General features: G+C 46.3%; 16 protein-coding genes. 9 read left to right on the top strand and 7 right to left on the bottom strand.

Annotation, left to right across the window (positions count from 1 at the left end; all coding sequences use genetic code 11):
* Positions 1-275: 275 nt before the first annotated feature.
* The 3 genes from ruvB (at position 276) to ruvC (ending at position 2,400) form a co-directional block, all read left to right on the top strand.
* Positions 276-1,289 (top strand): Holliday junction branch migration DNA helicase RuvB, encoded by a 1,014-nt coding sequence (gene ruvB, locus HY455_00375; protein MBI4117987.1) that lies wholly within the window; start codon positions 276-278, stop codon positions 1,287-1,289.
* Positions 1,290-1,367: 78 nt separating this feature from the next.
* On the top strand, positions 1,368-1,898 hold the full coding sequence (locus HY455_00380) for a YebC/PmpR family DNA-binding transcriptional regulator (GenBank protein MBI4117988.1): 531 nt from the start codon (positions 1,368-1,370) through the stop codon (positions 1,896-1,898).
* A 13-nt stretch (positions 1,899-1,911) separates the two neighbouring features.
* Positions 1,912-2,400 (top strand): crossover junction endodeoxyribonuclease RuvC, encoded by a 489-nt coding sequence (gene ruvC / locus HY455_00385; GenBank protein MBI4117989.1) that lies wholly within the window; start codon positions 1,912-1,914, stop codon positions 2,398-2,400.
* A 332-nt stretch (positions 2,401-2,732) separates the two neighbouring features.
* Here ruvC and HY455_00390 read toward each other — a convergent pair whose 3' ends face one another.
* Positions 2,733-3,947 (bottom strand): tyrosine--tRNA ligase, encoded by a 1,215-nt coding sequence (locus HY455_00390; protein ID MBI4117990.1) that lies wholly within the window; start codon positions 3,945-3,947, stop codon positions 2,733-2,735.
* A 100-nt stretch (positions 3,948-4,047) separates the two neighbouring features.
* On the opposite strand from HY455_00390, the gene HY455_00395 reads away from it, so the two are divergent.
* Complete coding sequence (locus HY455_00395; protein ID MBI4117991.1) at positions 4,048-6,558, top strand: penicillin-binding protein; 2,511 nt, start codon at positions 4,048-4,050, stop codon at positions 6,556-6,558.
* An 83-nt stretch (positions 6,559-6,641) separates the two neighbouring features.
* Here the strand turns inward: HY455_00395 and HY455_00400 are convergent, their stop codons facing one another.
* The 3 genes from HY455_00400 to dnaA all read right to left on the bottom strand — a co-directional run bounded on the left by HY455_00400 (position 6,642) and on the right by dnaA (position 9,630).
* Positions 6,642-6,899 (bottom strand): hypothetical protein, encoded by a 258-nt coding sequence (locus HY455_00400; protein MBI4117992.1) that lies wholly within the window; start codon positions 6,897-6,899, stop codon positions 6,642-6,644.
* A 4-nt stretch (positions 6,900-6,903) separates the two neighbouring features.
* Entirely contained in the window at positions 6,904-8,004 is a 1,101-nt protein-coding gene (gene dnaN / locus HY455_00405) for a DNA polymerase III subunit beta (GenBank protein MBI4117993.1), read from the bottom strand.
* Between the two features lie 252 nt (positions 8,005-8,256).
* Positions 8,257-9,630 (bottom strand): chromosomal replication initiator protein DnaA, encoded by a 1,374-nt coding sequence (dnaA, locus tag HY455_00410; GenBank protein ID MBI4117994.1) that lies wholly within the window; start codon positions 9,628-9,630, stop codon positions 8,257-8,259.
* A gap of 284 nt (positions 9,631-9,914) precedes the next feature.
* Here dnaA and rpmH point away from each other — a divergent pair, with 284 nt between their 5' ends.
* The 5 genes from rpmH (at position 9,915) to HY455_00435 (ending at position 12,079) form a co-directional block, all read left to right on the top strand.
* Positions 9,915-10,049 carry a 50S ribosomal protein L34 gene (gene rpmH / locus HY455_00415; protein ID MBI4117995.1) on the top strand — a complete coding sequence of 45 codons (135 nt, stop codon included), beginning with the start codon at positions 9,915-9,917 and terminating at the stop codon, positions 10,047-10,049.
* A gap of 21 nt (positions 10,050-10,070) precedes the next feature.
* The gene (gene rnpA, locus HY455_00420; GenBank protein MBI4117996.1) at positions 10,071-10,412 is read left to right on the top strand and encodes a ribonuclease P protein component; all 342 of its coding nucleotides are present in this window, start codon (positions 10,071-10,073) and stop codon (positions 10,410-10,412) included.
* Between the two features lie 55 nt (positions 10,413-10,467).
* Positions 10,468-10,698 (top strand): membrane protein insertion efficiency factor YidD, encoded by a 231-nt coding sequence (locus HY455_00425; GenBank protein ID MBI4117997.1) that lies wholly within the window; start codon positions 10,468-10,470, stop codon positions 10,696-10,698.
* A gap of 37 nt (positions 10,699-10,735) precedes the next feature.
* A complete protein-coding gene (locus tag HY455_00430; GenBank protein ID MBI4117998.1) occupies positions 10,736-11,494 on the top strand; it encodes a membrane protein insertase YidC in 759 nt (252 codons plus the stop codon).
* 84 nt (positions 11,495-11,578) lie between these two features.
* Positions 11,579-12,079, top strand: coding sequence for a hypothetical protein (locus HY455_00435; GenBank protein ID MBI4117999.1), 501 nt, complete (start codon positions 11,579-11,581; stop codon positions 12,077-12,079).
* Between the two features lie 52 nt (positions 12,080-12,131).
* Here the strand turns inward: HY455_00435 and HY455_00440 are convergent, their stop codons facing one another.
* The 3 genes from HY455_00440 to HY455_00450 are packed head-to-tail and all read right to left on the bottom strand — an operon-like array spanning position 12,132 to position 15,199.
* On the bottom strand, positions 12,132-13,364 hold the full coding sequence (locus tag HY455_00440) for a hypothetical protein (GenBank protein ID MBI4118000.1): 1,233 nt from the start codon (positions 13,362-13,364) through the stop codon (positions 12,132-12,134).
* A gap of 35 nt (positions 13,365-13,399) precedes the next feature.
* Positions 13,400-14,185 (bottom strand): hypothetical protein, encoded by a 786-nt coding sequence (locus HY455_00445; protein ID MBI4118001.1) that lies wholly within the window; start codon positions 14,183-14,185, stop codon positions 13,400-13,402.
* 12 nt (positions 14,186-14,197) lie between these two features.
* Positions 14,198-15,199: a hypothetical protein gene (locus HY455_00450; protein ID MBI4118002.1), complete on the bottom strand. Its 1,002-nt coding sequence runs from the start codon at positions 15,197-15,199 to the stop codon at positions 14,198-14,200.
* Between the last annotated feature and the right edge of the window lie 19 nt (positions 15,200-15,218).

The following is a 15,218-nucleotide window of genomic DNA, read 5'->3' on the forward strand; positions in this document are numbered from 1 at the left end:
AAAGTCCCCAACCTCCAGACAATCCTTTAAGTTCCGTGCAAGGAATAAAAAGGCAGATATAACCTTGAGAAACACCTCAGTTATATCTGCCGAAGCAGAAAAACCAAGACGCTCTTAGGAAACACCCAAATGATCAAAAAATGATCTGATTGCCTGGAGGTTGGGGACTTTAAATGTGCTATCGTAAAGAGGAAGACACGAGCTAGAGAGTTCGTGTCGTATACAAAGAAGGCTCGTTCGCCTCTTTACGCATACGTTATCATAAAACACTTAAAATGTCAAGTAACCCAACAGAGCCTCTTAAGAAGGACGCCGCCCTAGATCACCTCTTGCGCCCCGCAACACTGGGGGAGTATATAGGACAAAAACGGATAAAGCAAAACCTTGAAATTTTGCTCAAGGCGGCCAAAGAACGCTCACATCCGCCGGAGCATCTTCTTTTTTACGGCCCACCGGGCTTGGGAAAAACAACGCTTGCAAACCTTATCGCCCGAGAACTTGGAGCAGACATTAAAACTACATCCGGGCCAGCAATAGAAAAGGTTGGTGATCTTGCTTCTATAGTTACCAACCTCTCTCCTGGGGATGTCCTTTTCATAGACGAAATCCATCGCCTTTCAAAAACAGTCGAGGAAATGCTTTACCCAGCAATGGAGTCTGGTAAGCTTGATATTATCTTGGGCAAGGGCCCTTCGGCCCGCATCATCCAGCTTGAGTTGGCGCCCTTTACGCTTGTTGCTGCCACAACACGCGTCGCCCTTCTCTCTGCGCCACTTCGTTCCCGCTTTTCGGGCGGAGTGTTTCGTTTGGAGTTTTATACCCTTGAAGAAATGAAGCAAATCCTTAGGCGCTCCGCCCAAATTCTTGGGGTTTCTTTACCTGAAGATGCCTGCGAGGAGATAGCAATACGAAGTAGGTGTACCCCAAGAACAGCAAACTATTTATTAAAACGGTGCCGAGATTTTGCTCAGGTCGCCAAACGCCCCCTTGAGAAGGATGCTGTGCAAAAAGCGCTATCACTTCTTGAAATCGACGAAAGGGGGCTCTCTGCCCTCGACCAGCAGATTCTTGCTGCTATTATCGAAAAATACCACGGTGGGCCCGTTGGTATTGGGACCATTGCTGCTTCTCTTTCTGAGGAACGCTCGACCATCGAGGAGGTTAATGAGCCCTACCTCATTCAGCTTGGGTTTCTCGAGCGAACATCGCGTGGACGTGTGGCGACAGACGCGGCATACAAGCACCTTGGCCTTAAGGCACCAGAAAACAGACAGGAGCGCTTGATTTGAGCAGCGTGTCGTACGATTTTGCACTTCCTTTAAAAACTTGAATAAAAATATTTTCTTCAGTTACAATACAGATACCATATGTCTGGTCATAATAAGTGGTCACAAATTAAAAGAAAGAAGGGCATCACAGACGCAAAAAAGAGTCGCGAGTTTTCGAAGTTGGCACAGGTAATAACCATGGAGGCAAGGAGGGTTGGTGGCGACACAAACGCATCAACGTTAAAAAATGTCGTTGAGCGCGCCCGTGTTGCAAACATGCCTCTCGCAAACATTGAGCGGGCAATCAAGCGAGCCACAGAAAAAGACGCGGCCTCTCTTGAGGAGGTCACGTATGAAGCATATGGTCCTGGTGGTACCGCTATTATTGTCGAGTGTTTGACTGATAACAAAAACCGGACGGTTGCGGAGGTAAAGAAAATCCTTGCTGACAACAGCGCCGTGTTCGTCGAGCGCGGCGCCGCCAAGTGGGCTTTTGTAAAAGAAGGTAACGAATGGAACCCAACCTCCACCGTGTCCCCCGAAGACGATGATCTTGAAAAGCTTGGGGCCTTGGTCGACGCACTTGAAGAGCAAAGTGACGTGCAGGGGGTGTTTACCAACGCCTCGTAAATCTGCCACGACAATGAGAATCATTGCTATAGACCCGGGCTTTGAGCGTGTTGGGGTTGCTGTGTTGGAAAAATCAGCGGGTAAAGAAGTTCTCATCTTCTCTGATTGTATTAGAACAAATCCTAAAGATGTTTTTGAAGAGCGTTTGCGCGTCATTGGAACCGCGTTTGGAAAGCTTGTCGAAACGTACGCACCTGAGGTTCTCGCGATAGAAACGCTACTGTTTAACACCAATCAAAAAACAGCGATGAAGGTTGCCGAAGGGCGCGGAACCATCGTTTTCAAAGCAAAGGAGGCTGGGCTCCACGTCGAAGAATATACCCCACTTCAAATAAAGGTTGCCATTACGGGTTGGGGGCGAGCCCCAAAAGAACAAGTGACACTCATGGTGAAGCAGCTTCTGCGCGTTCCTGAAAAGAAGGGGCGATTGGATGATGAATATGACGCAATCGCTGTGGGGCTTACCCACTTTGCCACAGAGAAAACTCGGTCACTCTCTTGACGTAATTGGTTATCCACAACCCAATCTTTTTTACTCTTGCATTACCAATAGAATCTGCTAAAAATAGAAGCACTGCGTCTTAGAGACGTAAGAAGTCCAATTAAAAGTTTTAGGTCGCAAATAAATTTTTAAATCATAAGCGCATGTTACCTGACGAATTTGCACAAAGTGGAGAGCTCGGCCTCGAGGAAGAGGAGGCGGACGAAGAGGGTGAGGATGGAGTGGAAGGAGATGACACCCTTTTTGAGAGCGAAGAAGAGACCGAGGAATAATTTGCATTGAACATAACAAAACTCGGTCGCTCAAGGCGACCGAGTTTTGTTATGTTGGGCTCAAAGAAGAACGCGTAGGAACCGCCGCTTTCCGATTTTGAACGTTGTCGGTTTTGTAATGACGTGTTTTTCGTCTTCGATCAGGTGTGCTTGGTCGAGATCTGTTACTGCTCCCTCTTTGACCAAACGTCTGAATTCCGTCTTTGATGCTACAGTTCCTTCTCGCAACAAAACATCGACGAGCAATTCTCCTGACGAAGCGGTCGTTTGCGGCGCCTCTCTTGGTGTGTCTTTTTTTTGAAATGTCGCAACAAAAAACGCCTCTGCCTCAATGGCATCTTTTTCTCCGTGGTATGTTTTCACAACCTCACGCGCAAGCAACATTTTTAGATCTCGCCGATTCTCGGGGTGTGAAAAATCTTTTTCCATTTTTCTAACATTAGAAATCGAAGCAAGTGTGGAGTGTTCGAGAACAGAGACTACTACTTCGTCGGGTAGCGCCATTACTTTACCGTACATGTCTTGCGGAGCGTCGTTCAGTGCAACATACCCACCCTCACTTTTGCTCATGAGTTTCTTTCCTGTCCGCGGATCTTCGAGTAGTGGGGTTGTGATGACAAATTTTTCTTTATTGTTATAGGTTTTTTGTAAATCACGACCAACAAGCATATTAAACGTCTGGTCGGTGCCCCCAACCTCTACGTCGACATCCATTGCGACACTGTCGTATCCCTGAAGAAGTGGGTAGAAAAATTCATGAAGGTAGATCGGTTTGTGCGCAATAAGGCGACGCTCAAACATGTCACGCTCAATCATGCGTTGCACAGTTACGTGTGCAGCAAGTTTAAGAATCTCTTCGGGAGAAAGTTTAGAGAGCCACACACTATTCTTTTTGATGACAGCTGGGTTTTCTTTGTCGTCTAGATGCAAAACTTTTCCCACTTGTTTTTTCCATGTCTTGATGTTCTCTTCAATTTCTTCTTCTGTAAGGGCTTTTCGTGCTGCGTCCTTGTCGGTGGGATCCCCGATTCGTGCCGTAAAATCGCCAAAAAGGACGATTATCTCGTGTCCAAGCTTTCTCATTCTCTCGAGGAGAATGAAGTTGGTTGCGTGACCAAGGTGAAGGTCGGGGCCCGTCGGATCTGCTCCGATATAAAAGCGGAGGCGCTTGCCCGTAAGGAGTATTTTTTTTAACGCTTCTTTGGAGGGAAGAATGTTCGCGACGCTTCTTTCGAGTGCCTCGTCAATTTTTTTCTCATCGGTCAGAACGTTCATATACGGTATTGTACCATACGATTTCATTGGGCACGCAGGCTTCTTTGGTACCAAGAAAAATTGTCAATCAATCTTTTGCGTGGTATTATAGCGCCATACCATGCGAAAACGAAGGTTTTTTCTCAAAAACACACTCTTGGTCTTGTTCGCCATCGGCCTTTTTTCTACCGGTGGTCTTTTGTTGTGGGCTTCAACCCTGCAAATTCCTGATCTCGAAACGTTTGATGAGCGGCGCGTTGTTGAAACAACAAAAATATACGATCGAACTGGTGAGGTGCTCCTTTACGAGGCCAACCAAGACATTCAGCGCACAAGTGTGCCTTTTGACCTCATTTCTCGGCACCTCAAAAACGCAACGGTCGCTATTGAAGATGCTGAGTTCTATGATCACTCGGGCATAAAACCGACAGCGATACTTCGAGCTGTTATTGTAAATATTTTTTCCTTGGGGTTCGAACAGGGAGGTTCTACAATTACGCAACAGGTTGTTAAGAACTCTTTGCTTACCTCAAAAAAGACCATACCAAGAAAACTCAAGGAGTGGGTGCTCGCACTTAAAATTGAGGGTGTGATGACAAAAGAGGAGATCCTCGAGCTTTACCTGAACGAAGCACCCTACGGAGGAAGCATCTACGGAGTTGAGGAGGCAAGCAGGGCGTTCTTTAACAAGGGGGCTGAAGAACTCTCCTTGAATGAGGCGGCCTACCTGGCCTCTCTTCCGCAGGCGCCAACATACTACTCCCCTTACGGAAACAACCGGGAGGCTCTTGATCAACGAAAGGATATCGTCCTCGGGCGCATGCTTGAGCTCGGTTTTATAACTGAGGAAGAACATGCGGGGGCAAAGGGCGTCGTCGCGTCCTTTGAACCAGCCGCAACCCTCGGCATTCGTGCTCCGCATTTTGTTTTTTATGTCCTTGAGCAGTTGGAGGGAACGTACGGGCGCGAGCGAGTAGAAAATGGTGGGTTTCGTGTAATCACGACACTTGATTACGGCCTACAAGAAAAGGCCGAGGAAATCGTACGTCGTTACGCTGAAGAAAACGTTATAAAGTTTAAAGCAACAAACGCCGGGCTTATTGCTATTGACCCAAAAACTGGGCAGGTCCTTGTTATGGTGGGCTCAAAAAACTACTTCGCGGAAGACATCGATGGCAATTTTAATGTAACAACAAAGCCAAATCGACAGCCCGGGTCAGCCTTTAAGCCGTTTGTGTACGCAACGGCCCTAGAAAAGGGGTATACAGCCGATACGGTCGTCTTTGACCTCCCGACGCAGTTTAGTACCGAATGTGATGCAAAAGGAAAGCCCCTCAGTCCGGATGTTAAGGAAGAGACGTGTTACATGCCCCAAAACTATGATGAGAAGTTTCGTGGACCAATAACATTCCGAGATGCACTCGCCCAGTCAATCAACGTTCCTGCGGTTAAGGTATTGTATCTCTCTGGTTTGCAAGACTCTCTTAAAACTGCCCGAAATATGGGCATCACAAGCCTGAACGATCCAAATCGCTACGGACTTACTTTGGTCCTTGGTGGTGGCGAGGTGTCGCTCATTGAGATGACGAGTGCGTATTCGGTCTTTGCAAATAAGGGGGTTCGGAACCCACACTACAGCATCATTGAGGTAAGAGACGGAAATGGGGAAATGCTTGAGTCGTCAACTCCAAAACCCAAGCAGGTCTTGTCCCCCGAGATTGCTGGGACAATCACTGATATTCTTTCGGACAATAAAGCAAGGACACCCGCTTTCGGTGCCTCTTCCCCACTTTATTTTCCAGGAAGAGACGTGGCCGCGAAAACTGGTACAACGAACGATTCTCGCGACGCCTGGATTATTGGGTACACACCCAATATAGCTGTTGGTGCGTGGGTTGGAAACAACGACAACAGTGAAATGGTGAAAAGTGTTGCTGGGTTTATTGTTGCGCCGATGTGGAATGCGTTTATGAAGACTGCTCTTGAGAAACTTCCTGACGAACCTTTTGCTTCTGTTTCGTATGATTACCCAGACGGCTTTAAGCCCGTGCTTCGTGGTGTCTGGCAGGGCGGGGAAACGTACACCATAGACACCGTATCTGGCAATCTTGCAACAGCACACACTCCTGAGGAGACGAGGAGAGAGGTTGTTCTCACTGACGTGCACTCAATTCTTTATTGGTTGAACAAAGGAGACCCTCGAGGCCCCAGGCCGGCATTCCCTGAAGAAGATTCTCAGTTCCTGTTGTGGGAAGAGCCCGTTCTTCTCTGGGCGGCGGGGTTGGGCCTCGCAAAAGAAGCCTCACCGAGCATCCCACAAAAATACGACGAGGTGCACAAACCCGAGTATGCGCCATCACTTGCTGTGTTTGGTCTCGATGAAACCACGTATCACAAGCGAAACGAGCGTGTTTCGTTTGCTGTCACTGGAAGTGGTGCACACACACTAAGCAGGGTTGATTTGTTCATAAACAACACGTATGTTGGCATGTCTGACCGAGCGCCGTTTCAGTTTTCTTTCGTTCCTGGGAATGTTTCTGGGCTGAAAAATGAAAACAAATTAACCTTGGTTGGATACGATACTGTAAAAAACAAAGGTGTGCGGGAGTTTGTCTTTCTTGTCGAGGACTAAAAACACCCCCTACTGGGGGTGTTTTTTAATACTTAATTGCGGAAGACCGGGGTCGTAGTGTCCCAACTAGAGTACGGGGGGAATCATCGTATGTCAGAAAACTGCCGTTCTTTGAGTTCGCTGTTTGCTATCTTTAAAATCCTTCCTCTTTCCATAAAGATTGTTGCCTTAACTCCGTGGCGCTCTTTAACAAAGATTGTGTTGCCTTTGAGTACTATGGCCTTATCGTCAATGGAGATCCCCGTAACCTCCTCGATTGCCTTACTGATACAAGTTTTTATATACGCCTCGGGTGGTGTGAGTGCTTGGTATTTACTGAGTAGGTTCTTTATCCAAGACATGGACTTATTGGTTTAAGGGCATAATCAGCGCCGTAAACGAACGGTCCCCAACCCCCTGGACCACCAATGGTTTTGATCCACCGTTACATTGCAAAGAAACACTGTCTGTTGTTATTGATTGTAAGGAATCAACAACATACCTGTGGTTAAAATTGAGAGAGACGCCTTCTCCGGAAAAAGACGAGTCGATAAAGGCCGTATTCTCACCAACATCGGGGTTCCTTGAGGTAATAGAAAAAGTTTTCCCTTTTGGATCAACAACCAAGGTGATTTGGTTAAACTTGTCTGCAAAGAGGGTTGTTGTTTTTAGTGCGTTCACAAAATCCTGTTTCAACACAATAACCTCTGTTGTGTGCTCTTTGGGGATGATTTGTTTGTAGTCTGGGAAAACGCCCTGGATAAGCCTTGAGGTGAGGTAAATTCCTCCGCTCTTGAATGATATTTGGTTGTCGTCAAAAGATATTTTAATGTCTTCTTTTGTTGCATCAAAAACGCGGATAATCTCTGCGACATTTCTAATAGGAACAAGGAGTGTTTCTCCATCAACCTCTGTTTCGTAGTCAATAATTTTTTCAGCGAGTCGGAAGGAGTCGGTAGCTGTAAATGTAATTGTTTTGTTGTTAATACCGAGGAAAACACTGGCTATCTCGGGTTTAATATCGGAAACTGATGCACTGTACCAAACTGATCTTAGTCCGTTTACGAGTTTTTCTGGTTTAATCTGGATTGTCTTTTTATTCGATGAAACAACAGGGAGTGTTGGGAAATCCTCGTTCGGGAAACTTTTAATAACGGCTTTGTTTTTTTGTGATTGAACAAAGAGATTACCATCCTTAACTTCAAGAGATATTGTTTCGTCGGTTATGTTTGATAAGAGATTGTTTAGTATGTTTCCAGGAACAGCAACTATTCCTTTTTTGTGTACCTTAACAGGTAGTGTGATCTCTATTCCAATATCAAGGTTGGTTGCTCTAATAGTGATTGATTTATCATCAACAACAAGCAGGACTGTTCCAAGGATAGGTAGGGTGAGGTTTTTCCCAGTCATCTTCTCTGCAAAAGAGAGTGCGGTTTTTAATTTGTCCTTTCTGCTTTCTATTTGCATATATAATTAAAGATAGTGAACTAATGATTATTGTTATTATTGGTATGTGGAAACAGTGGAAATCTATTTTACCCTTTAATATCAAAGCAAAACACAGCACCCAAAAAGAACTACTTGTTTATTGCATGTGTATAACATGTTGTTAAAAACACTAGCATACAACCCACACGTCACCAACTCAAGAAATATACCAATCTTTTCAACAACCAATCCCTACGTTATACCCAAACTTTCAACAACTAATCCACACAACTAAAACATTGATCGGATCTGCTCAAGGTCTTGAGAAAGCACCACATCCATCGCAATATCCCTCTTAACCTTTTCACATGAATGGATAACTGTTGTGTGATCTCTTCCCCCCAACTTTTGTCCTATTGTCGGAAAAGAGATACCAAAGTCCTCGCGAAGCAAGAACATGATGATTTGTCGAGGGCGGACAACCTCCTTTCTCCTTGTTTTTTCATATATCACCCCTTTTTCTATGTTATAAAATCCGGAAACAATACCAACAACATCATCAACAGACAATGATTTTCGAGGTTTTTCACTATTTTTTATAAGCGACTTAACCTCGTTTATTGTGAGATTGCGCTTTTTGAGCTGTGCTTGGCACACAATAACATTCAAAACACCCTCAAGCTCACGTATGCTTCCTCGCGCTGTGTTTGCGACGTGATCGATAATCTCGGGAGAAGGGCAAAAATCAATATTCTTTGATTTTGATTGTAAAATCGCCACCTTTGACTCAAAGTTGGGGTCTTGAATATCAATAATCATACCCGCCCCAAAGCGTGAACGGAGGCGGTCCTCCAGAGTGCCAATATAGTTCGGGTGCTTATCGGAAGAAAAGATAATCTGTTTGTTTTTGTCGTAAAGCTCATTAAAGAGGTGGAAGAGCTCGTCTTGGGTGCTTTGTTTGCCGGTCAAAAACTGGACATCGTCCATAATTAAAACATCATATTTTCTATATTTTTCTTTAAAGGTTCCAACCTTGTTTGCCCCAACGGCGTTCACAAAATCAAGATAAAAACGTTCCGCCGTTACATAAAAGACCCTTTTGTCTTTTGCTGTCTCCTTTATTTTATTCCCCGTCGCTTGTAGAAGGTGTGTTTTGCCAAGACCAGTTCCTCCATAGACGAATAACGGATTATACGAGTGCCCAGGAGACTCTATAATCGAACGGGCGGCGGCATAAGCAACCTCGTTGAAGGGTCCCACGACGAACGAATCGAATGTGTACCGCGGGTTTAAGTTATCTTCCTTGTTAACGTAAAGATCCTTAAGAGGAAGCTCGTTTGTGTATGACGGGACCCCACGCTCCTTTTCCTGTTTTTCGGTGTATTTTTCTCCTCGAGGGACAATAACGTAGTCAACACCCCGTACGTACGGAGAAACATTGCGCAGAGACTTCAAAATAAACTTGTGATATTTCCCCTGAAGCCACTCTTTCACAAAACCATTAGGCACAGAGATATGTATTACCCCCTCCTCCTCCTTTAAAACACAAGTATTTTTAAACCACGTAGTAAAATTTGCCTTCGAAACGCTAAGTTCTATCTCAGTGAGGGCGCGTTCCCAGAGTTGCTCGATGTCGGTTGCTGTTTTTGTCTCTGATTCTTGCATGAGGAGAAAGTTACAAGTGAATGAAGTGAAAGGCAGACACCAATAATCTCTATAGTATATCGGTAAACCAAACACGAGAGAACTTGCGAAAAGAGCCTCAATATGTTGATAAGCTGTTCATAAGGTGTGTATAGCAACAAGTTGAACAGTTTTGGCTCGCGTGAGCAGATTTTTTCGTTGAAACGAAACATACCAACCCAACAGCGAACTTTTTTGACACTTTTTGTGCCACTTGCGCACCACAATTTTGTTTTTAAGGCGTTTATGGTAGACTATGAAGCATAATGGCAAAGAAATATCATCCCAAAACAAGGAAAAGGAAGAAGACCCACGGGTTTTTGGTAAGGAAAAGAAGCGCAGGGGGGCGCAAAACCCTAAAAAGAAGACAGCGCAAAGGACGAAAGAGGTTAGCGGCATAATTCCCCACAGAGTCTCCTCCTATGTTCCCCAAAAACCGTAGGGTGGCGAGGAGTGAATTTGCCCCCATTCTAAAAAAAGGGAGAACACTCCACTCCCCCCTTCTGTCTTTGCGAGTGCTCGAAAAGAAGCAGTGCGAGAAGGAACCAAGCACGTTCGCTTTTGTTGTGTCGAAAAAAGTCGCCGCAAAAGCAACAGCCAGAAACCGCATTAAGCGACGCGGCTACGCTACCCTTCGCGAGATTCAAAGCATTTCCCCGTGTCATTCTTGCGTGGTTTTCTTCAAAAAAGGAGCAGACACAGCGTCGTTTGCTGCGCTCAAAAAAGAAATCCTCTCTCTTTTTAAGGAGGCGCAGCTCGTGTAAGCTACAGATCGTGGAGCGAGAACCCTTGATATAACGGCTCGCGGTCATACATATCATGCGATATATTGCCGTACTACTCATCAACTGCTATCAAACACTTTTCTCCCCCGATAGGGGGATGCTGCGGGTCAGGAGCAGCACCGTGTGCTGTTTTTATCCATCGTGTTCCCAATATGCAAAAGAGGCAATAGTAAAGTATGGCGTTTGGGGTGGTGGCATGCGGGCTCTCGCACGGGTTTTTCGCTGTCACCCATGGCAAAAAGAATGGATTGACCCCCTGCGATGATTTTGCGCCACCACGCAGATTTAGCTAGAATACAACAATGATCGGAGATGCTTTTCACATTGTTTTCTATCAACCCCTATACAACGGGTTGGTTTTTTTGGTTTCATGGGTGCCGTTTGCGGATGTCGGAATTGCGATTATCACCCTGACCATCCTGGTCAAGTTTGTGCTTCTTCCGCTCACACACAAATCAACAAAGGCACAAAGAAAAATTAAAGAAATTGAACCTGAAGTCACAAAGCTTCGCGAAAAGCACAAAGAGGACAAGCAAATACAGGCACAGAAAATGATGGAACTGTACAAAGAACACGGAATTAACCCCTTCTCGGGCTGCCTCCTCTTCATTGTTCAAATCCCCTTCATTATCGCGCTTTATTGGGTGTTTTGGAAAGGTATCCAAAACGGAAATTTTGACCCCGGAGCACTATATTCTTTTGTCGACGTACCCGCAACGGTAAACCTCAATTTCCTTAGCCTCGTTAATATGTCTGAGAAGAGTGTCGTGCTCGCGCTTTTGGCTGGCATCTCACAATATTTCCAAATTAAACTTTCGATCCCCACTCTCCCAGAGAGCACGAACGAGGGCAATAAACCGTCACTCAAAGACGATTTCATGAGAAGCTTTCAACTGCAAATGAAATACGGACTCCCGATCTTTGTTGCGTTTATCGCGTACACCATATCATCGGCTGTTGCATTGTACTGGGTAACATCCAACGTGTTCACCATCATTCATGAATTGTACGTTCGACACAAAGCAAAAAAGGTTACTCTTATCGCAAAAAGTAGAACATAAGATGTAGAGGATTTGCAAAAGAGGGGCAATGCGGTATAGTGAGGAAAATTCAAGGATTTGCCTTAATTGATCTATCACTACCCCATGAATCAAGAGCGTGCCCAAAAAATCGTTGAAGATATTTTGTCCCGTTTGTGTGTGGACTGGCGTTTTGATGGTGTCAAAGATCTCCACGACGGTGCAATCACAAAGATTTCTATTGTAACAGAGGAACCCCACCTTCTTATTGGAGAGGAGGGCAAAACACTACTTGCCATAAACCATTTGATGAAAAAGATATTGGAACGCGATGAAGAAGAGGGTGCGCGCGAGACAATGTCATTTATGGTGGACGTAAATGATCACCAAGAGAAACGAATTGAGGAACTCAAAAACAAAGCAACAATCATGGCGGAACGGGCACGTTTTTTCAAATCGAGCATTGAGTTGGAGCCGATGAATCCGTATGAGCGCATGATTGTGCACTCCTTTTTCTCACAGACTCCAGATATAAAAACAGAGTCTACGGGCTCTGGGCGCGAGCGCCGCGTTGTTATGAAGTTTGTGGATCCCGAGAGTGATAGCGGGCGCGCTCTCTCATTTTAGTGTAAAAGAACAGGAGACAAGGGATACATCGGAACGTTCTAAAAAACAACCCCTAGTATAGGGGGTTGTTTTTTAGAAGCCAGAGCGTGTTGTCGATTTTATTCTTGAAAATAAGGTATGTTTCGTCTTTTGAGAGCACTGGATTCACAGCATCTATTGGTGTTCGAGCATCTCTCTTCGAAGAGACGAGGAACGTTTGTATTCCCCCATCGGCATCAATGCGCCACAAGTCGTCTGATGTCGCGGAGCCCCCGGCATACCACGTTTCAAGGGAAAACGATCTCTCTGGGACAGCACAGAAGAGCGTCCCCGTGTTTTTGTGACCCCAGACGCACTTTTCTGGGAGTAGAGAAAGTGAGAGGGGTTGAGTGGTTGCTGTTTTTCGATTGAGAACGAAACTTTCAAGAATACCACTTTGGTATGTGGAATAAAGGAGCAGGTTGGCGTCTGGAGAGAGATTTGAGGTGAGACCGCGCCCTTGAGTGAGTTTTGCAAGTGCCCCGGTTTGCATGTTGAGTGCGTACGAAACACCCGTTATATTCTCCGATGGCCTTGTGGTTAAGAGTGTAATTCCAGCGCTTTGCCATCCGCCCAACCACTCTGCAAACGGGAAGTTGAAGACATTTTTGAGATTCTTGTTTTCAAACGACACACGCGTACCCACTGCACGAGTGCCGAAGCGCGCGAGATAAAAGACCTCTTTTGCGTCTGGTGATGGGGCGACAAATAGGATGTCGTCGGGCATGAACACGCCCGTAATTTTTCCAGGGCTTTGTCCGCCGTTCTTTATAATCTCTCCGAGAAAGGTTTTTATCGTGTCATCTTCCCCCAAATAGCGAAGGATAAGCCTGTTGCCAGTTTCGTTCCACACGACCTCCTCTACTGTAAGAAGTGTGGTGTTGGTAATACGGCTCTTTTCACCACTTTCAAGGCGAATATCGTAGACATGCCCTGTCGCTCTCTCCATATATCGCACTGTTGTTGAAGCCCCCTCCCCAAGAATTGTCGCGCCAGAAACAGGAATGCGTGTGAGTTGAGACAATGTTGCGCCAACAGGAATCCCCATCTCAGGAGCTTCTTCGCCGGTGCCCTCTCCCTCCTCTGTTAATCCCCGGTCATCCACAATGGGACGATCTGCCACCTCGCCCCCAAAAGGAAGAAAGTCGAGCAACACCTCACCTGTTGATTGTCCCGTGTCGCGTGCAATGTAAAACGCCGCGCCAAAAAGCCCCCCAATCAAGATGGTAAAGATGATAACGATGATGAGTAGGGTTTTTTGTGACATGGGATAACAATTTTTAAGCAACGCGTAGAGTGGCCTCATCCACCAAAACAAGAATACCGAAGTATTTCACAAACCGTGCCCTCTCGAGGAAAAACACATCTTGCCGTCCACGTCCCACTGTTCGTTGTGCACCTGGTGCGATAATTCTCAATTTCCGCAGTGTCCTCAACGGCAAAATCTTCAGACTCCGGTCTTCCAGAGGGAGCCGGTCTCTCTGGTTCACGTAACATACAACAAAACGAGGAAGAATCCGGCTTCCCGAGAGAACCACCAGAACAGAATCGATCAGCGATGGGTGCTTGTCTTACGCCGCGGACGTCTAGACACAAGCGATCCTCGCTCGAATTAACATTTGTCACCCAGGTGTAAGAATATCCCGGCGGCGCACTTGGTGGGGTGGCAGGACTGATGCCCTCTAGGCGCAAATCAATATTTAAGAGGTTGGGGTTTATGGTTTGGAGAATAAGCACTGACGATAGGATAAGGATGAAACCCCATATGGCATTTTGCATTCTCTTCATCCCCTCTTCTTTTCCGCTGATTATCTCACTTGCCATGTACTGTATACCCCCAACGACAATAAGAAGGACCGCCAATACAGTTGCTGCGCCGACAGCAAGACTAAAAAACCCCTCAATATAACGTCCCACGGGTGTCTCCGCCTGTGGGGTACCACCCAAAGGCGGAAGTTGCTCAAGGGGCACGTACCCCCCGGGGGTTCCTTGGGCAAAGGCGATTCCGAAAATACCAAAAATACCGACAAGTAAAAGAATGGCAAGAAGACCAAAGAGAGGCAACCTTTTTAAGTATGAGCGGTGCATATGTGTACAAAACTAAATTTTCTCCTCACTACCAAAGTTTACCAAAAATTCGGCTGTTGTGGCCTGGAGTGCGCGCGCCGCATTTTCAACAACCAAAGAGATCTGCGCCACGCTTGCGGATTGCTGAGATCCTTCCTGGCGCAGGGTAATCTCGCCGGATCTTTCTCCACCAGGTACCATACGTCCATTTAACGACCAAACAAAAGAAATTTTGCCCAAGCGCACGTCGTTCAAAGAAAAATACAGTGGTTCAGCACGCAGTGTCGTTTCCTCTGTCTCCAGATCAATGACTCCTGGTAAGGCCTTATTATACAGGACCCCCAACAGTGGGTGCCGTTCATACAGAAGAACGCGTGAGTCATGGGGAACAAGACGCATTTCTTTTTTAACAGAAAAAGAATTTTGAAGGGAGGAAACCTCAACCATGACGTCAACGGGTCGGAATCCCGATGGCATTGTCAGCTCAACCACGTCCCTTCCGTACCCAGAGAGATTTCCAAGCACAGTACGGTCCTTAGACCACGTGAACACTAGCTCACTTGAAGCGAGGCGTGTGCCGTTCCCAAGTACGAAGTGTGGGACCGCAGTGACTCTGACCGTGCTTCCTGGCGACGCCAGAGCCTTGCCTCGATAAAACGGTGGAGTATACGTGTCTGCCTCCCAAAGGAAGTCGACCTCTGCTGGTCGGATGACTGTCTCGCCACGCAACTGTTTGCCGTCGATGGTTCGCACAAGAGCCGTGATGGTTGTTGCACTTCCCAAGGGACCCGCCGAAAAGCGAAATGTTTTTACCCCTCGCCCGCTTGAAACAACGCGCCCACTTTGTGTCCATGAAATAGTGGAGCGATTAAGGTCGGCCGCGGAGGAAGAAAGTGAAAGAGTGACCTCCTGTCCAGGTCCGGGCGTTGTTGGTGAAACAGCAACCTGGAGAACCGGAGCAATAGTCTGTGCACTCGTCCACAGAGGGAAGAGTAAAGATAGCGAGATGAAGAGTGTTGTTACAAGCTTAGACATTTTTAGAATGCAGAATCTA

Source organism: Parcubacteria group bacterium, from assembly GCA_016204045.1.
Taxonomy (GTDB): domain Bacteria; phylum Patescibacteriota; class Minisyncoccia; order Phycocordibacterales; family UBA2135; genus JACQLQ01.